Below are 17,757 nucleotides of genomic sequence, written 5' to 3' on the forward strand. Positions count from 1 at the left end.
AGGTTTAAGTGCTTTATGGGCAATTGCCTAGGGTATACTTAGATCACTTTTGTTAAAGATAATGCTTTATTTGGTTCTAATATGCACTCTGAGCAAACTAGCTGGTCATTATATAAACGTCTATTGCGCTATGTCCGTCCATATTGGCACGGTTTTGCTATCAGCTTTTTGGGTTTTGGACTTTATGGTGCTTCTCAGGCAGCCTCTGCAAAGTGGTTAGAGATGGTTGTTGATGCCGTTGAAGCAGGTGAGTTTGATCAACGTTACCTTTTGGCCATCATGGTATTAGCTATTTTCGCCAGTAGAGGTTTGGGGACTTTTATTGGAAGCTACAGTATTGCTTACATTGCACGCCAAGTTATTCATGGACTGCGAGTGGATCTTTTTGAAACACTACAGCGATTACCGACCTCTTTCTATAACCAATCAAGTAGTGGCCAAATTCTAGCAAAGCTAACTTATAACGTTGAACAGGTTACTGAGGCTGTAACTGAAGCAATAAAGGTTGGGCTTCGCGAAGGGATGACAGTTATTGGGCTGTTCGGGTACATGCTCTATCTAAACTGGAAATTGACCCTTATTTTTATTGGTGCTGCACCATTCATAGGCATAGTCGTTATGATTGCCTCTCGCAAAATGCGCAGACAATCTAAACAGCTGCAGGAGTCGGTTGGAGATATCACTGACGCAGCATCTGAAGCTGTGCGAGGCTACCAAATTGTGCGCATATTTGGCGGTGCAGAATTTGAAAGTGATCGTTTTTTTAAAGCGAGTGATCTAAATCGCAGGCAGTTCATGAAGCTAGTGGTTACTCAATCGCTTAATACCCCAATTATTCAGTTACTTGTTGCTGCTGCATTAGCGGTATTAATGTTTATTGCTATGCATCCATCGGTAATGCAAGGAATGACCACTGGTAGCTTTGTAGCCTTTTTAACAGCGGCAGGTTTGATTACAAAACCTTTGCGCTTACTTACTGATGTGAATACTAAGATTCAACGCGGTATTGCCGCCTCAGAGGGTGTCTTTGCGGTAATGGATGAGCCGGTTGAAGTCGACACCGGATCGATTGAGCTTGGTCGAGCGGTTGGTGATCTTAAATTCTCAGATTTAAGCTTTGCTTATCCTGGGACTCAGGATGATGCGCTGAAGCATATTAATTTGGATATTCCTGCAGGAACGACCGTTGCGTTGGTAGGTAAGTCAGGCTCGGGTAAATCGACGCTGGTCAGCCTTTTACCTCGCTTTAATGATGGTTGGCGTGGTGAGTTGTTACTGGATGGCCAAGCGATTGAGTCCTGTACGCTAGAGTCGCTACGTGAACAAATTGCGTTAGTTAACCAGCAAGTTGTGCTTTTTAACGGCACGATCGCTGACAATATTGCATATGGTGCGCTTGCATCATCGAATCCAGAACAGATTAAAGTGGCAGCAGAGGCTGCGCATGTCATGGAGTTTGTTGAGCGACTGCCCAAAGGTCTTGAAACTGAGATTGGCGAGGGTGGCGTGCTTCTCTCAGGTGGTCAGCGTCAGCGTATTGCGATCGCTCGCGCTATTTTGAAAAATGCACCTATCCTGATTCTTGATGAGGCAACCTCTGCACTGGATACAGAGTCGGAACGACACATCCAGGAAGCACTCGATGAGGTCGTTAAGGGGCGTACAACGCTTATCATTGCACATCGCCTCTCCACCATTGAAAAAGCTGATCTGATCGTTGTAATGGATCAGGGGCAAATAGTGGAGCGCGGTACTCATGCAGAGCTATTGGCTTTGGATGGGGCGTATGCTCAACTTCATCGCATGCAATTTAGTGAGCAGCTAGATGGCTAGGCTGCTCTATTCCGCGCTTTACACTTTATTACTGCCTCTGTTCGTTGTTCGCCTGTTAGTTCGTAGCTTAAAAGCCTCTGCCTATCGACAGCGTTTGATTGAACGTTTTGGCATTCAGAAGAAAACACCAGGCAAACCGATTTGGATTCACGCGGTTTCTGTTGGTGAAACCATTGCGATTAGCCCGCTTGTTGAGAGGCTCTTGGATCAGGGTGAGTCGGTCCTTTTCACAACGACCACACCAACGGGAGCGGCACAGGTAAAACAGCGTTTTGGGGGGCGAGTCGAGCACCGTTACCTGCCATGGGATCTACCGATCTTCTTTACACTGTTTTTCGGAGCTCACTCTCCAAAATTACTGCTCATTGTTGAGACAGAGATTTGGCCAAATCTTTTGTCAGCTACATCAAGTCGGAAGATTCCCATCGTTCTGGCCAATGCCCGCTTGTCCGAAAAGTCATTTCAGGGCTACAGCCGCTTCTCAGGGTTGACCAAGGATGCGTTAAATTCAATTTCGCTTTTGCTAGCTCAACATGAGTCGGATGCAGAAAGGTTTAAGAGCTTAGGTATGCCAGAGGATCGATTGCTGGTTTCAGGCAGTATCAAATTCGATATCGATCTTCCTGAAGATCAGGTTCAAATAGGTAAGGCGTGGAACACTGCTTTTACCCGCAAAGTGCTAGTGGCTGCCAGTACCCATCAGGGTGAGGATAAGATTTTGTTGGATGCTTGGCGTGTCATTCCACAAGATCAGCGTCCGGTACTCATTCTCGTACCCCGCCATCCAGAGCGTTTTGACTCTGTTTATCAGTTGGCTAAAGGCTATTCCGATAAAGTAAGTAAGCGATCACTATCTACGGCCGATTGCAATATCGATATTTGGATTGGTGATTCGCTGGGTGAGATGTTCGCTTACTACGCAGCTGCGGATCTAGCCTTCGTCGGTGGAAGCTTCTCTGGTACGGGTGGGCATAATCCGCTTGAGCCGGCCGCACTTGGTTTGCCAATTGTTACGGGGCCAAGTGATTATAACTTCCGCTCGATTATCTCGACGCTGAAAAGTGAAGGTGCATTGGTGCAGGTGCAAGGCGAACAAGAATTGGCTGAGCAGATTAGAGTTTTGCTTGGCTATGATAACCACGCAATGTCTCAAGCGGGCATCAGGGTGGTAGAAAAAAATAGAGGCGCTATGGAGCGCCTCTATGAGCAAGTGAAAAAATTAATTTAGATATCAGATAGGTCGAGTTGTTCATCGGTTTGATCGGCGAATGCAGCCATTAGATGAGTTCGTAGCAGCGAGCCATCCGAGTCTAAAACCCAAGCTTGTTGAGCTTCATCGTAATCAAAATGCAGACCTTGTGTGCGGGTTGCTAGCCAAAGCTGCTTCACTGGAGGCTGGCGCGTTAGGATAATTTGGCTTCGGTCAGGGCACTTAATCGTCATCATCGCGCCGTTATTGTCATAGTCCAAATCGGATTCCGCATCGTCTAATAACTCTTCGAGTGCGTTGAGGGTCTCTTCAACACGCTCTAAATAGATCGCATCACTCATTGTCTAACCTCCTGTAAACATTGATTTCATTATACTGATTTCCGCAGCTTTGTCCGTGCTAAATAGGCCTTTCGTGGTCGCTTACAAGCCTATTATCAGGGTATACTCTGGCTTTAATTTTATTGATCAAAACCCGACACATTAAGGGTTGGTCGTAATTGGAGTGGATTATGCGAATGTTCTTTGCACTGGTGTTCTGTTGTGCACTCGTTGGATGCGGTCAGAAGGGCCCATTGTCGATGCCGGGTGCTGAAACTTCGCAGCAATCAAACTCTTAAGAGAGAAAAAATGGAAAGTTTTGAATACCGCGACGGTCAACTGTTTGCGGAAGATGTCTCTGTTGCAGAGATCGCAAATGCGGTTGGCACGCCCGCCTATGTTTATTCGCGTGATGCCCTTGAGCGAGGCTATTTGGCTTATGCTGACGCGTTAGCAGGGCGCGATGCACTGGTCTGCTTTGCGGTTAAATCTAACTCCAACCTGGCTGTGTTAAATGTATTGGCTAAGTTGGGAGCAGGTTTTGATATTGTCTCTCAGGGCGAATTAGAGCGTGTGCTTTTGGCGGGTGCGGATCCTTCCAAAGTGGTCTTTTCTGGTGTTGGCAAGCAAGCTGCAGAGATCGCTCGTGCGCTAGAGGTTGGCATCCACTGTTTCAATATCGAGTCTGAATCAGAGCTGGAGCGTGTTAATGCGGTCGCTGCTGAGTTAGGCAAGGTGGCCGATGTCTCATTCCGTGTGAATCCAGATGTCGATGCGGGCACTCACCCATATATCTCAACAGGCCTAAAAGAGAACAAGTTTGGCATTGCCATTGATTCTGCGCTTGAGGTTTATCAGCGAGCGGCTCAGCTTTCAAACGTTAAAGTGGTTGGCGTTGATTGCCACATCGGTTCGCAGTTGACTGAAATCGATCCCTTCCTCGATGCGCTCGATCGCCTATTAGCATTGATCGATCGATTGGCGGAAGCGGGTATCCTGATCGAACACCTCGACCTTGGCGGTGGCTTAGGGGTTTGTTACACCGACGAGACACCACCAGAGCCCAAAGATTACATCGATGCCATCATTGATCGTTTGGGTGATCGTCAGCTTAAGTTAGTGTTTGAGCCGGGCCGTTCGATCTCTGCGAACGCGGGAATTCTACTCACCAAGGTTGAGTTCCTTAAGCGTAATGAAGAGAAGAACTTTGCCATTATCGATGCGGCAATGAACGATCTGATTCGCCCGTCGCTATACAGCGCTTACCAAGAGATTATTCCAGCTCAGCTAGAGTCATCCGCGGAAGAGGCCGTTTGGGATCTTGTCGGCCCGATTTGTGAAACCGGCGACTTCCTTGGCAAAGATCGTAAGTTGGCACTGACTCCAGGTGATCTATTAGCAGTCTGCTCGGCAGGCGCATACGGCTTTGTCATGGCTTCTAACTACAACACCCGTGGCCGTGCCGCTGAGGTGATGGTGGATGATGCGCGCTTCCAAGTGGTTCGTGAGCGTGAGCAGTTTGCTGATCTTGTGCGCGGTGAATCATTGCTGTCAGAGGAAGGCTGATGCTACTGCGATTCACTAAGATGCATGGCTTGGGCAATGACTTTATGGTCATTGACGCCATCTCACAACGCGTCCGTGTCAACGCGGACCTTGTGCGTCAACTTTCGGATCGTAATTTTGGTGTCGGTTTTGATCAGATGTTGTTGGTCGAACCGCCATCCGATCCGGATATGGATTTTCGTTACCGTATCTTTAATGCTGATGGCAGTGAAGTCGAGCACTGTGGCAACGGCGCTCGCTGCTTTGCGCGATTTGTTCGCGATAAAGGGTTGGTGTTGCGAGATACCATTAAGGTGCAAACAGCACGTGGTCGTGCGGTGTTGAACATTGTGGGTCGCGATCTGGTTGAAGTTGATATGGGTGCTCCAGAGTTGGATCCGGTCGAAGTGCCTACCACCTTCACAGAGAAGAGCACGACTTACTCTACCCAACTGGCTTCAGGTCAAACTGTTGAGTTTGGTGCTGTCTCCATGGGTAATCCTCATGCTGTCTTGGTCGTTGATTCCATTGAAAGCGCGCCGGTTGAGAGCTGGGGGCCAGAGCTGGAATCTCATGCTGTCTTCCCTAGTCGTGCCAATATCGGATTTATGGAAGTCATCTCCAAAAATGAGGTGAATCTTCGTGTCTATGAGCGCGGTGCAGGTGAAACTCAAGCGTGTGGTACTGGGGCTTGTGCTGCCGTCGTGTCAGGTCGTTTGCGTGGCCTTCTCGATAGCAAAGTTACCGTTCACTTACCTGGTGGTGATCTTGAGATTGAGTGGTTAGGTGAAGGGCACTCCGTCAATATGACTGGTCCCGTATGTTCGGTTTACGAAGGGCAGATCTACTTATGAGCCAACCGCTAGATGAAAACCAAGTCGCAGAGTGGCTTGCACAGAATCCCAGTTTTTTTGAGAACCATACCTGGTTACTTGAAAAGCTGACGGTACCTCATCAGAGAGGTTCGGCGGTCTCCTTGGTTGAACGTCAAACCAGCATGCTGCGAGAAAAAGCCAATACACTCGAAATCCACCTGTCGGATATGATCGAAGCAGCGCGTCATAACGACGGGCAATTCGGTAAGACCAAGCGGATGGTTCTGTCACTGCTAGAGGCAGACAGCTTTGATGAAGTCAGTATTGCACTTGAAGAGAGCTTGTGTGGCGACTTCAGTGGCGATGAGGTGGAGCTAATCCTCTTCTCGGATACGGAGCTCGACGTTAACTCACTAAGAGTGTTGCCGCGCAGTCAAACGTCAATTGTTCAGCCGTTGATCGACTCATCAAGCCCTGTCTGCGGACAGTTGTCGGATCAGATGACCCGATTCTTATTCCGAAACCCTCAAAAGCCCGTTGGATCTTGCGCTGTGGTACCGCTAGTGAAGGGCGAATCTTTAGGTCTTCTGGTGATTGGCTCATACGACGCCAACTACTTCCAGTCTACGCAAGGAACGCTATTTTTGGCGTATATCGGCGAAGTTCTAAGCAGAATCCTTGCGCGTTTGATGAATATTCGAGGCTAACATGGGTTGCTCGGACAGCGACTTAGAATTTCGCTTTACCGAGCATCTGCGTGTCGAGCGTCAGCTATCCGATAAAACAGTCTTCAACTATCAGCGCGATCTTCAACGCTTTCGAGAGACGCTACAACTGATTGAATTCACCAGTTGGCTCGAGCTCTCTGAGCGCCCTCTGCGTTACGCGGTGGCCGAGCTGCACTCTGAGGGTCTGTCGGGCCGATCGTTGCAACGAATGCTGTCTGCACTTCGTAGCTTTTATCGATATCTGAATCAGCAATCGATCTGCGAACATAATCCCGCTCTGGCCATTAAAGCGCCGAAAGCCCCTCGCCGTCTTCCACAAACACTGAGTTCTGAGACCTTGAATGAGGTGTTAGACACGCCCCAAGATGATCCCTTAAAGATTCGTGATCTAGCCATGATGGAGCTGCTCTATTCCAGTGGGCTGCGCGTATCGGAACTGGTTGGTATTAATCTAAGCGATATCGATTTAGGTTCAGGCTCCGTCATCGTTGAGGGTAAGGGGCGCAAAATGCGCCAAGTTCCGGTGGGCGGTGCGGCTCTGCAGGCCATTCAGCTTTGGCTCAAGGAGCGCTTGGCATTAGCAGACTACAATGAAGAGGCTCTGTTTGTCGGGAAACTGGGCAAGCGTCTCTCATCCCGCAGCGTCGAGAAACGTTTGAAAGAGCTTGGTGAACAGTCGGGTGTCGCAGGCAATTTATACCCACACCGGCTGCGTCATAGTTTCGCGACTGAAATGCTCGCCGGCTCTGGTGACCTTCGTGCCGTGCAAGAGCTATTAGGTCACGCCGATATCAGTACGACTCAGATATATACGCACCTAGACTTCAAGCAACTTAAATCGATCTATCAAAATTCACACCCAAGGGCTAAACGACGTGAAAAAAATTAAGTGTGTCACCTTTGATCTCGACGATACCTTATGGGCCGTCCACCCGGTTGTGATTAAAGCGAACGATTTGCTATGGGAGTGGCTAGAGCGCGAGGTCCCAGCTTACACAGAGCGATATTCATTGAGTGATCTTGCCGAAGGATCAGCACTGCGTCGCTCTCTATTAGAGCGTTATCCAGAAATTGCACACAGCATGACAGAAACACGTATACGTCTGCTTGAAGAGGGGATGGTCTCAGTGGGGCTTACCCAACAAGAGGCGGAATCCAAAGCGGCCGCAGCTTTTGATTTGTTTTTACATCATCGCCACGCGGTCACGCCCTACGACCAGGTGATCGACATGTTACAGCAACTTAAAGATCAAGGGTTGCTGATTGGTGCACTGAGTAACGGTAATGCTGAGGTGGCTAAAACACCCTTAGCTCAGTGGTTCGACTTTCAATTTAATGCCGACGGGGTGGGTACTGCGAAGCCCCATCCTTTGATGTTTGAAAAGGCTTTGGAATTTGCCTCGGTCAAGGCTGATGAGGTGGTCCATGTGGGTGATCACCCGATTAATGATATTCGGGCGGCAAAAGAGATGGGAATGCATACCATTTGGGTCAACCCCGAAGGTCTGGAGTGGGCCATTGAGGTGGAGGCTGACTGGCACGCTGAGACGATCAGTGAGATACCTAAGATCGTCGCCAACCTCAATCGATAAACATCTCCAACAGATCATTCAGAAACAGCTGCCCCTCTTGGGTTGGAGCAATCCGGGCAGGGTCTTCAATTAGCATTCCACGTTGACGAGCTTTTGATAGCAGAGGTTCTATACGTTCAATCGAACATCCAGTGCTCTGCTCAAACAGCTCTGTGGCAACGCCCGATTTCAGGCGCAAGGCATTGAGCATAAACTCAAAGGGCAGAGCCTCGGATTCTATGATCTCTCTACCTGCAACTGGGTCGATGGCATTTATGTAAGTCTTGGGTTGGCGCTGTTTATGAATACGTTCAATCAGCAGCTGACCTTGCTCCCAGCGGGAAATCTTAGCGTGTGCGCCGGCTCCAATACCTAAGTAGTCGCCGAACTGCCAGTAGTTGAGGTTGTGTTTTGATTCACCGCCTGGTCGTGCGAAGGCCGAAATCTCATATTGCTCATAGCCATGACGTTTTAGCAGTTCACTGCCCTGCTCCTGAATAGTCCATAAGGACTCCTCGATCGGTAGAGAGGGCGGTTTGGCTGCAAACTCTGTGTTAGGTTCAATCGTCAGTTGATACCAAGAGATTTGATCGGGTTCGAATGCGATAGCCTGCTCAAGATCATTCAACGCAGCGTCCGGGGTTTGACCGGGTAGTCCGTGCATCAGATCGATATTAGTCCGTTGAAACAGTTTTGTTGCTGATTGAATGGCTTTAATGGCTTCGCCGCCTGTATGAATTCGGCCAAGAGCTCTCAGTCGATCATCATCAAAGCTCTGCACGCCAATCGACAACCGATTGATGCCCGCATCTGCAAACCCTTCAAACTTCTCTTGTTCAAAAGTCCCAGGGTTTGCTTCCATAGTAATTTCAGCGTCTGGTTCTAGGCTGTAGTTTGATTTAACAGCCTCAAGTAATCTGGCGTAGCTTTCCGGTTTTAGAAGGCTAGGTGTCCCGCCACCGATGAAGATCGAATGTATGGGTCGACCAGACGTTAGGTGTTGCTCGTTTTTAAGTTCTGAAATGAGTCGGTCCAAATAGAGCGATTCAGGTATCTCATCTCTGACTTGGTGCGAATTGAAGTCACAATATGGACACTTTCGAATGCACCAAGGCACGTGCACATAGAGTGACAGCGGTGGTAGCTTGGCATCCATTTAGGCGAGGAAAGCAGCCAGCTGTTCTGTCAGCTGTGCAACGGCTTTGCCGCGATGGCTGACGGCTTTTTTCTGCTCTGGGGTGAGTTGTGCTGCTGCGCAGTCATACTCAGGTGACCAGAATATAGGATCGTAACCAAAGCCATTCTCCCCTTCAGGTGCACCAAGAATCTTACCTTCCCAGCTGCCCACAGCGATCAGTGGAGTAGGATCATTCTGGTGGCGCATACAGACCAGAACACAGCGAAATCGTGCAGAGCGCTGCTCCGCTTCAAGCTCACCAAGCTCTTGAAGAAGCTTATCTATATTCTGTTGGTCCGAGGCGCTTGGGCCTGCAAAACGAGCAGAGTAGATGCCAGGGGCTCCAGAGAGAGCATCCACCACAAGGCCTGAGTCATCAGCAATGGCAGGTAGGCCAGTTGCAGCGCATGCGTTGCGGGCTTTGATGATCGCGTTCTCGACAAAGCTTAAACCGGTCTCTTCAGCATCTTCAACACCCAAGTCTCCCTGGGAGACGATCTCTAGATCCAGAGGAGCCAATATCTGTGAGAACTCCTTGAGTTTTCCCTGGTTACCGCTGGCTAAAACAATGCGCTGGCTCATGCTTACTCCGTGTAGAAGGTTTGGTTGAAGCTAACCTTGATCGGAGCTTGGTTAGGGTCCGGTGTGACCTCGAGTTCGATCGTCATGCGCTCCTCTTCGCTGAAGCGGAACCCGCCAATGTAGTAGATTGCATCGCCCTCAATGATCGGTTTGAACTCGATGGTCTGTATCTGTTGAAGCAAATTACTCGCTTCGCCTTTTATATTGGCACGTACAGCGGTTTTGTCACCGTTCTGCTCAAGTTTAAAAACTGCCACATTGACCAGGGCTCTCACTTTACTGCGCAGGATGCTATTTGCAGCGGCGACTTCAGGGGTAACGAAGCTAGAGTTGAAGGCGTTATAGTGCACTTCATAACCACGCTCAATCTGTTTCTGTTCCGCATGAACGGACAGAGTAAATAGCGAAGTGAGTAATAGAACCATTAAAGAACGCATCATTAACCTCTATCGTGTGATTCGGTAGATCGCAATTTCACCCATCATATTGGGCCAGAGCTTATGCCACCAACGCTGGCGGTGCTCATTATCGACTACGGTGCGTTCAATGATTCGGATGTTTCTCTCGATGCAGAGCGCTTCAAAATCTTTAAAGGTACAGAAGTGAATGTTTGGCGTGTCATACCAGCTGTAAGAGAGAAACTTGGAGACCGGCATCTTGCCGCGAAATGCTAAGTAGAAACGCGCACGCCAGTGGGCAAAGTTAGGGAAGGTGACGATCCCTTCATTACCGATACGCAGCATCTCCTCTACGATCAAGTCAGGACGATGCATGACCTGCAGCGCTTGCGTCATGACCACGCTATCAAAACTTGAGTCGTCTATGCTGGCAAGACCCTCGTCCAAGTTTTTTTCGATGACGTTCACACCCCGAGCAATACAGTGAGTGATGTTGTCATGATCGATCTCTAAACCTAAGCCATCAACCTGCTTTTGCTGGGAGAGAAAATCGAGCAGTTCACCGTCGCCACAACCCATATCCAGGACGCGCGCCTCGGGTTGAATCCAGTCTGCAATGATCTCTAAATCAGCTCTCATGGGTGACTCCTAGATTGAGTTCATTGGCTACACGGTTCATGTAGGCTCTAAAAACAGCCATGTAACGAGGGCTATCGATTAAGAAGGCGTCGTGTCCGTGATCAGAGTCGATTTCTGCGTAGCTGACATCTTTATCGGCTGCGACCAGTGCATCGGTAATCTCACGCGAGCGCTCGGGAGAGAAGCGCCAGTCTGTTGTAAACGAGACGACGAGAAATTTACAGCTAGCCTGGCTTAATGCCTTTGAAAGATCATCGCCATACTCTGATGCGGGATCAAAGTAATCCAGCGCTTTTGTCATTAACAGGTAGGTATTTGCATCGAACGCCGTCGAAAACTTCTCACCTTGGTATCGAAGGTAACTTTCGACTTGGAATTGAGTATTTAAGTCGAAACTCAGCTCACCCGTGCGCATCTCACGACCAAACTTCTCGGCCATGCCATCATCAGATAGATAGGTGATGTGGCCAATCATACGAGCCAGTGAGAGCCCTGTTTTGGGAAGGGTTTCGTGATCGTAATAGCGTCCCTCGTGGAACTGAGGGTCTTTCGAAATAGCCTGTCTAGCCACCTCATTGAACGCGATATTCTGTGCCGTTAACTTTGGTGAAGAGGCGATGATTAATGCGTGGCCCAGTCTTTCAGGGTAGTCGATTGACCACTGCATCGCCTGCATACCGCCCAAGCTGCCACCCACAATCGCTGCCCAACGTTGGATACCGAAGTGGTCTGCAAGTCGAACCTGACTGTTGACCCAGTCTCGAACGGTTACAAAAGGAAAGTCTGGTCCGTAAGGTTTTCCTGTGTTTGGATCGATGGAAGTCGGCCCTGTTGAGCCGTGACAGCCACCAAGGTTATTCAACGACACAACAAAAAAGCGATTCGTGTCGATCGGCTTACCTGGACCAATAGCACTGTCCCACCAGCCAGGGTATTTATCACTCTCTGAATGATATCCCGCCGCATGGTGGTGACCCGATAGTGCATGGCAGATCAAAACCGCATTTGAGCAATCTGCATTGAGTTGCCCGTAGGTCTCAACCATTAGATCGTATTCAGGCAGCACTCGGCCTGAAGCCAAAGAGAGAGGCTCGGCAAAGTGAATCAATTCTGGTGTAACGATACCGACGGAATCCGTTGGCAAGCTAGCCGGCATTAGGCTATCTCCTGTGCAATGCTGTACGTGAAACAGTATTTAATTCTAGCAAACCACGGGTTCAGTTACATGACCAGACGAGTGATTTGAGATTGTAGAATTTGAATCACTAAAAAGATCAAAATCGGTGATAGATCCAGACCGCCGATAGGTGGAATGACTTTGCGCGCCAAAGAGAACACGGGCTCTGTGATCTGCATAATGAGCTGTGGACCCGGGTGGTAGCTGTTTGGGGCTACCCAGGAGAGGATCACTGACCCAATAACAGCCCAGAAATAGATGGTGAGAATGCCGTCAAGCACCCCGAATAGGCCAAACAGTGCCGCACCCAGCATGTTGGGGATGTTGCCCTGTGTAAAGAAGATAATCGCGACAACAACAGCCACTTTAACTGCGAAGGCCAATACCAACGGGGAGATGTCTAAACGCCCAATTCTTGGAACCAGTTTCTGCAGTGGAGCCAAAGGAACTTGGGTAAAGCGAACCACCGATTGAGAGATCGGATTGTAATAGTCAGCGCCACTCGCCTGCAGTAAAAAACGCAGAAGCAGAATAAATGCAAAAACTTCACCAATCGTTCGAATGATTAATGTCAGTGTATCGCCAGCCATGTTCAATCCTATAGTTCGCTTAATGATGACAAGTGTTTAAGAGTAGCTGTTTTGCAGCCATTAGTCTTTACCGAGTTGCTCACTCATCTCTGCTGCACGGTTCTTGCAGGCGGTCATTGCTCGTAACACAACCTCGCCCAGTTGATCCTGTTCGAAGCTGTTAATCGCTTGCTCAGTGGTACCGCCTGGGGAGGTGACATTTTTTCGCAACTGGGCCGGTTCAATCCCAGTTTGAGCGGCCATCTCTGCAGCCCCTTTGGCGGTTTGAATGGTTAGTTGACGCGCCGCTTCAGGACTCATGCCGAGCGCTTGTGCCGCTTCAATCATCTTCTCCATCATTAGGAAGAAGTAAGCAGGGCCTGACCCCGAAACGGCAGTTACCTGATCGATGCCCTCTTCAGTATCACACCAGGTAGCAATGCCGACCGCTTCTGCAATTGAAGAGGCTTGAGCTTTCTGCTCATCACTCACTCTAGGGTTGGCAAACAGGCCGCTGGCGCCTAATTTGAGTAGAGATGGCGTGTTCGGCATTGAACGAATCACGGCCAGTTCACCGCCGGCCCAACGCTCCAAAGAGTCGCAGCTAATGCCTGCTGCCACAGAGATTAACAGCGGTTTACGCTGTTTCAGTGTGGGTGCTAACTCAGTCAGTGTATCGCGCATCATCTGCGGCTTAACGGAGATTACAACAATTTCCGAAGCGTTAATCGCGAGATGGTTATCGGTCGTTGTGTGAACGCCACGCTCAGCAAAGCTTGCTAACTTATCGAGCTGGCGACGTGTGGCCCATAGCTTGTCGACGGGGTATCCCGTTGCAATTAAGCCCTCAAGGATTGCACCGGCCATGTTGCCTGTACCAATAAATGCGATAGATGGCTGTGCCACACTCTTCTCCTAAAAATTATTTGTTGTAGTTGCGTGGGCCGAATAGAGCCGTACCAATACGAACGATGGTTGCGCCCTCTTCAATGGCGGCATCCAGATCACCCGACATGCCCATTGATAGGGTATCCAGACTGGGTATCGTTTGTTTGATCTCTTCAAACAGAGTTCTCACCTGACAAAAACGCTCTTTTTGTAGTTCAACATCCTCAGTCGCTTCTGGTATAGCCATTAAACCACGCAAGTTTATTTTGGGGAGTTCGGCAATCTGTTTGGCGAGCTCGAGCGCTTCATCTGGAAAGCAGCCAGATTTGCTCTCTTCACAGCTAATATTAACCTGCAAGCAGATGTTTAAGTCCTCGGCATAGTAAGGCCGTTGTGCTGACAGACGTTGTGCGATTTTCAGTCTATCGACACTATGGACCCAGGCAAATTGCTCTGCGATTGGCTTCGTTTTGTTGGATTGAATGGGGCCAATAAAGTGCCATTCGAGATTAAGGGGCTCAAGAGCGGATATTTTATCCAGCGCCTCTTGCAGATAATTTTCACCGAAAGCACGTTGCCCTAAGCGAGCCAGTTCGACGACCTCATCCACACTGCGGGTCTTACTGACGGCTAGTAGGCATACCTCTTTTTCAGAACGGTTTGACTCAGCGCAGGCTTTTTCTATCTCGGATCTCACCTTTTTCAGGCTCTCTGCTATGCTAGTCATATGTGTCACTACTCATGAGGTTGATGCGGTCGTTTCCGCTAGGGTGAACTCAATTATGGATATTACCGAACTTTTAGCCTTTGCTGTACAGCAAGGAGCATCCGATCTGCACATTACGGCGGGTATGCCGCCGTTGATCCGTGTCGACGGTGATGTGCGTCGCATCAAACTGCCATCGATGGATCATAAACAGGTCCATGGGTTGCTGTATGACATTATGAATGACAAGCAGCGTAAAGAGTACGAAGAGAAGTTAGAAGTCGATTTCTCCTTTGAAGTACCTCAGCTGGCGCGTTTTCGTGTTAATGGTTTTGTTCAAAACCGCGGAGCGGCAGCGGTATTTCGTACCATCCCCAGTAAAGTGCTTACTATGGACGATCTTGGTATGGGTAAGGTCTTCCAGCAGCTCTCCGACCAGCCAAAAGGGCTGGTTCTAGTGACAGGACCAACCGGTTCCGGTAAGTCGACCACGCTGGCAGCGATGATCGATTACATCAATGACTCTCGATCTGAGCATATATTGACGATTGAGGATCCCATCGAATTTGTACACGAGAGTAAAAAGTGTCTGATTAACCAGCGTGAGGTGCATCGAGATACCCTTGGATTTGATGCGGCACTGCGTTCGGCGCTGCGTGAAGACCCCGATGTCATCCTAGTGGGTGAGATGCGTGACCTAGAGACCATTCGTCTTGCGTTGACTGCAGCAGAGACTGGACACTTAGTTTTCGGCACTCTTCATACCACCTCGGCAGCGAAAACCATTGACCGTATCATCGATGTCTTTCCAGCCGCAGAGAAAGATATGGTCCGTTCAATGCTCTCTGAATCGCTGCAGGGCGTTATCTCTCAAGCCCTTTTGAAGAAGACAGGCGGCGGTCGAGTCGCAGCTCACGAGATCATGATCGGGACATCTGCCATACGTAACCTGATTCGGGAAGATAAAGTGGCTCAGATGTATTCAGCCATTCAGACGGGTTCCCAGGTGGGTATGAAGACCTTGGATCAGGCCCTTTTAGAGCTGGTTCAAAAAGGCTTTATCACGCCAGAGCAAGCGGCTGCTCGCGCTAAAGACCCTTCGATATTTTAAGTGAGGTAACCCGTGGATTTTACACAGCTATTAAAAGTAATGACTGAACGCGGTGGTTCAGATCTGTTCATCACTGCGGGTGCACCCCCTTCTATCAAGGTGGACGGCACGATCAAGCCACTGACACGTGAGTCGCTCAACTCATCACAATCACGTGCACTGGTTTACAGTACGATGAGTGACAAGCAGCTGGCCGAATTTGAAGCAACCAATGAGTGTAACTTTGCACTGAGTGTGAACGGTATCGGTCGTTTTCGTGTTAGCGCCTATGTGCAACGAAACACGCCGGGAATGGTGCTGCGTTCTATAGCTAACCACATACCGACTATGGAGGAGCTCAAACTTCCTGAGGTGCTTAAAGATCTCTCGATGACTAAGCGTGGTTTGATCCTATTTGTCGGTGGTACCTCTACCGGTAAATCGACCTCTCTGGCATCAATGATTGATTACCGTAATGAGCATGCTGCGGGGCATATCATTACGGTTGAAGACCCCATTGAGTACATTCACCATCATAAAAAGTCGATCGTGACTCAACGTGAAGTGGGGCTTGATACTGAGTCGTTTGAAGTAGCACTGAAAAACACCTTACGTCAGGCACCAGATGTCATCTTGATGGGTGAAATCCGCTCGGCTGAAACCATGGCGTACGCTCTGGCATTCGCTGAGACCGGCCACCTCTGTTTGGCAACGCTTCATGCTAACAATGCGAACCAAGCCCTTGACCGTATCATCTCGTTCTTTGGCCCTGAGCATCATAATCAGATCTGGATGGATCTATCACTTAACTTGAAAGCGATTGTCGCGCAGCAACTGCTGCCCACTGCGGATGGTAAGGGGCGAAGAGCGGCCATTGAAGTGCTAATCAACACGCCGCTGATTCAGGATCTGATTCGCAAAGGTGAGGTGCACGAGATTAAAGATGTCATCAAGAAATCGAGCAATCTTGGCATGCAGACCTTCGATCAGGCACTGTTTGCGCTCTACAAAGAGGGTGTCATCACTTACGAAGTGGCACTGTCCTTTGCTGACTCGTCAAATGATCTGCGTTTGATGATCAAACTCAGTGATGAGGGGGGTAAGCAAGAAGGTGAGGATCTACCGTCATTTACTCTTCAAGATTCAGACGATACTCTGAATCACTGATTGGTCCATAAATAGGCAAAAAAAGACCCAGCATCGGCTGGGTCTTTTCGTTTTCAGACTATTAACTTAAGCGATGTACTGGCTGACCATTGAGTAGAGTCAGTGTCACACGGCCTTTCAGTTCAGTGTTGATGAACGGGGTATTCTTACCACGAGATTTGAGCGTTTCACTGTTGACCGTCCAGGTCGCTTCTGGATCAAAGACACACACATCTGCATCAGCCCCGACTTCGAGAGAGCCGGCTTCGATGCCTAGCACTTTCGCAGGACCCGCTGTCAATTTTTCAATCAGCTGAGGCAGGGCGATCAACTGCTGCTCTACCAACATTAGGCTCAGCGGTAATAGTGTTTCAAGTCCACTAATGCCTGGTTCAGTCGCCGCGAAAGGTGCTTCTTTTGAAATAGCATCCTGAGGCTGATGATCGGAACAGATGGCATCCAGTGTGTCGGTGACTAAGCCTTGACGCAGTCCCGCACGATCCAGCTGCGAACGCAGCGGTGGGATGACATGGAATAGGCTGTTAAAACCATTAACCTCCTCATCTGTCAGAAGCAGGTTGTGAATCGCCACATCAGCGGTCACATTGAGACCTCGTTCACGGGCACTCTGAATTAATAGAACTGACTGAGCACAGGAAAGCTGGCCGAAGTGAGCCCTTACACCGGTCTCTTCAATCAGAATCAAGCAGCGTGATACCTCTATGGTTTCAGCAGCGGAAGGAATGCCGTTCAAGCCAAGACGAGTGGCGGTGGTGCCTTCGTGCATACAACCCTCGGCAGCCAGTGCTCGATCTTCCGCTTGAAACACTACCAACAGGTCATGTGTGGCCGCGTATTCAAGCGCTCTTAGCATTACACGCGAGCTATCGATCGGGTGACGACCGTTAGTGAAACCGATACAGCCTGAGCTCGCCAGTGCATGCAGTGGCGCAAGCTGCTCGCCTTGCATTGACTGTGTCAGCGCTCCTAGCGGTAGCACTCGTGCCATACCGGCATCGGTTGCACGATCTTGTACCAGTTCAGCAACCGCTGTGCTGTCTACGACCGGTTTGGTGTTAGGTGAGGCTACCAGTGTGGTAATGCCGCCAGCAGCGGCAGCGGCAGTCTCGGATGCGATAGTCCCTTTTTGCGTTAAACCTGGTTCACGCAGATGGGTACATAGATCGATGAGACCGGGGCAGACGATCTGTCCTTCAGCATCAAACTCTTCGTCAGCAGAGAAGCCCTCTGGCGCCTCTCCTATGGCGGCGATGCGTCCTTTGACAATGTAGAGGTCATCAATTCGATCTATATTTTGTGCAGGGTCGATAATGCGCCCGCCGGCAATTTTAATCTGCACTGT

The 17,757-nt window shown here is 49.4% G+C and carries 20 protein-coding genes; 10 read left to right on the top strand and 10 right to left on the bottom strand.

Features of this window, described 5'->3' with window-relative positions; all coding sequences use genetic code 11:
* The first annotated feature begins 81 nt into the window (after positions 1 to 81).
* Both msbA and waaA read left to right on the top strand, forming a co-directional pair.
* Positions 82 to 1,833, top strand: a complete 1,752-nt coding sequence (gene msbA, locus XMM312_RS07210) for a lipid A export permease/ATP-binding protein MsbA (RefSeq protein ID WP_173488976.1) — start codon at positions 82 to 84, stop codon at positions 1,831 to 1,833.
* The gene (waaA, locus tag XMM312_RS07215; protein WP_173488977.1) at positions 1,826 to 3,061 is read left to right on the top strand and encodes a lipid IV(A) 3-deoxy-D-manno-octulosonic acid transferase; all 1,236 of its coding nucleotides are present in this window, start codon (positions 1,826 to 1,828) and stop codon (positions 3,059 to 3,061) included. The genes msbA and waaA overlap by 8 nt, the downstream gene beginning before the upstream one ends.
* Here the strand turns inward: waaA and cyaY are convergent.
* Positions 3,058 to 3,384, bottom strand: a complete 327-nt coding sequence (gene cyaY, locus XMM312_RS07220) for an iron donor protein CyaY (RefSeq protein WP_173484397.1) — start codon at positions 3,382 to 3,384, stop codon at positions 3,058 to 3,060. The genes waaA and cyaY overlap by 4 nt on opposite strands.
* Positions 3,385 to 3,554: 170 nt before the next feature.
* Between cyaY and XMM312_RS07225 the strand changes: the two genes are divergently transcribed.
* From XMM312_RS07225 to XMM312_RS07250, 6 genes are read left to right on the top strand one after another with little or no spacing between them, the layout of a single operon-like run.
* Positions 3,555 to 3,662, top strand: coding sequence for a lipoprotein (locus XMM312_RS07225; RefSeq protein ID WP_217361965.1), 108 nt, complete (start codon positions 3,555 to 3,557; stop codon positions 3,660 to 3,662).
* 10 nt (positions 3,663 to 3,672) lie between these two features.
* Positions 3,673 to 4,929, top strand: a complete 1,257-nt coding sequence (gene lysA, locus XMM312_RS07230; protein WP_173484398.1) for a diaminopimelate decarboxylase — start codon at positions 3,673 to 3,675, stop codon at positions 4,927 to 4,929.
* Entirely contained in the window at positions 4,929 to 5,762 is an 834-nt protein-coding gene (gene dapF, locus XMM312_RS07235) for a diaminopimelate epimerase (RefSeq protein WP_173480059.1), read from the top strand. Before lysA ends, dapF begins: the two co-directional genes overlap by 1 nt.
* Positions 5,759 to 6,430 (top strand): DUF484 family protein, encoded by a 672-nt coding sequence (locus XMM312_RS07240; RefSeq protein WP_173482796.1) that lies wholly within the window; start codon positions 5,759 to 5,761, stop codon positions 6,428 to 6,430. The genes dapF and XMM312_RS07240 overlap by 4 nt, the downstream gene beginning before the upstream one ends.
* A 1-nt stretch (position 6,431) precedes the next feature.
* The gene (xerC, locus tag XMM312_RS07245; protein ID WP_173488978.1) at positions 6,432 to 7,340 is read left to right on the top strand and encodes a tyrosine recombinase XerC; all 909 of its coding nucleotides are present in this window, start codon (positions 6,432 to 6,434) and stop codon (positions 7,338 to 7,340) included.
* A complete protein-coding gene (locus XMM312_RS07250) occupies positions 7,327 to 8,043 on the top strand; it encodes an HAD family hydrolase (protein WP_173488979.1) in 717 nt (238 codons plus the stop codon). Before xerC ends, XMM312_RS07250 begins: the two co-directional genes overlap by 14 nt.
* Here XMM312_RS07250 and hemW read toward each other — a convergent pair.
* The 8 genes from hemW to XMM312_RS07290 all read right to left on the bottom strand — a co-directional run bounded on the left by hemW (position 8,033) and on the right by XMM312_RS07290 (position 14,179).
* The gene (gene hemW / locus XMM312_RS07255) at positions 8,033 to 9,178 is read right to left on the bottom strand and encodes a radical SAM family heme chaperone HemW (RefSeq protein ID WP_173488980.1); all 1,146 of its coding nucleotides are present in this window, start codon (positions 9,176 to 9,178) and stop codon (positions 8,033 to 8,035) included. The two genes, XMM312_RS07250 and hemW, sit on opposite strands and share 11 nt — an antisense overlap.
* Positions 9,179 to 9,781, bottom strand: coding sequence for an XTP/dITP diphosphatase (locus XMM312_RS07260; protein ID WP_173488981.1), 603 nt, complete (start codon positions 9,779 to 9,781; stop codon positions 9,179 to 9,181).
* A gap of 2 nt (positions 9,782 to 9,783) precedes the next feature.
* Complete coding sequence (locus XMM312_RS07265) at positions 9,784 to 10,221, bottom strand: DUF4426 domain-containing protein (RefSeq protein WP_173488982.1); 438 nt, start codon at positions 10,219 to 10,221, stop codon at positions 9,784 to 9,786.
* Positions 10,222 to 10,227: 6 nt separating this feature from the next.
* Complete coding sequence (gene metW, locus XMM312_RS07270; RefSeq protein WP_173480066.1) at positions 10,228 to 10,818, bottom strand: methionine biosynthesis protein MetW; 591 nt, start codon at positions 10,816 to 10,818, stop codon at positions 10,228 to 10,230.
* Entirely contained in the window at positions 10,808 to 11,974 is a 1,167-nt protein-coding gene (locus XMM312_RS07275; protein ID WP_173480067.1) for a homoserine O-acetyltransferase, read from the bottom strand. The genes metW and XMM312_RS07275 overlap by 11 nt, the downstream gene beginning before the upstream one ends.
* A 65-nt stretch (positions 11,975 to 12,039) precedes the next feature.
* Positions 12,040 to 12,585 (bottom strand): YggT family protein, encoded by a 546-nt coding sequence (locus XMM312_RS07280; protein WP_173480068.1) that lies wholly within the window; start codon positions 12,583 to 12,585, stop codon positions 12,040 to 12,042.
* A 60-nt stretch (positions 12,586 to 12,645) separates the two neighbouring features.
* Positions 12,646 to 13,470 (bottom strand): pyrroline-5-carboxylate reductase, encoded by an 825-nt coding sequence (gene proC / locus XMM312_RS07285; protein WP_173488983.1) that lies wholly within the window; start codon positions 13,468 to 13,470, stop codon positions 12,646 to 12,648.
* A gap of 16 nt (positions 13,471 to 13,486) precedes the next feature.
* The gene (locus XMM312_RS07290; RefSeq protein WP_173488984.1) at positions 13,487 to 14,179 is read right to left on the bottom strand and encodes a YggS family pyridoxal phosphate-dependent enzyme; all 693 of its coding nucleotides are present in this window, start codon (positions 14,177 to 14,179) and stop codon (positions 13,487 to 13,489) included.
* Positions 14,180 to 14,234: 55 nt separating this feature from the next.
* Here XMM312_RS07290 and XMM312_RS07295 point away from each other — a divergent pair, with 55 nt between their 5' ends.
* A complete protein-coding gene (locus XMM312_RS07295; protein ID WP_173480727.1) occupies positions 14,235 to 15,269 on the top strand; it encodes a type IV pilus twitching motility protein PilT in 1,035 nt (344 codons plus the stop codon).
* 12 nt (positions 15,270 to 15,281) lie between these two features.
* Positions 15,282 to 16,415 carry a PilT/PilU family type 4a pilus ATPase gene (locus XMM312_RS07300; RefSeq protein WP_173480071.1) on the top strand — a complete coding sequence of 378 codons (1,134 nt, stop codon included), beginning with the start codon at positions 15,282 to 15,284 and terminating at the stop codon, positions 16,413 to 16,415.
* A gap of 61 nt (positions 16,416 to 16,476) precedes the next feature.
* Here the strand turns inward: XMM312_RS07300 and XMM312_RS07305 are convergent, their stop codons facing one another.
* The gene (locus XMM312_RS07305; protein ID WP_173480072.1) at positions 16,477 to 17,754 is read right to left on the bottom strand and encodes a dihydroorotase; all 1,278 of its coding nucleotides are present in this window, start codon (positions 17,752 to 17,754) and stop codon (positions 16,477 to 16,479) included.
* Between the last annotated feature and the right edge of the window lie 3 nt (positions 17,755 to 17,757).

This window comes from Marinobacterium sp. xm-m-312, assembly GCF_013283295.1.
GTDB lineage: Bacteria > Pseudomonadota > Gammaproteobacteria > Pseudomonadales > Balneatricaceae > Marinobacterium_E.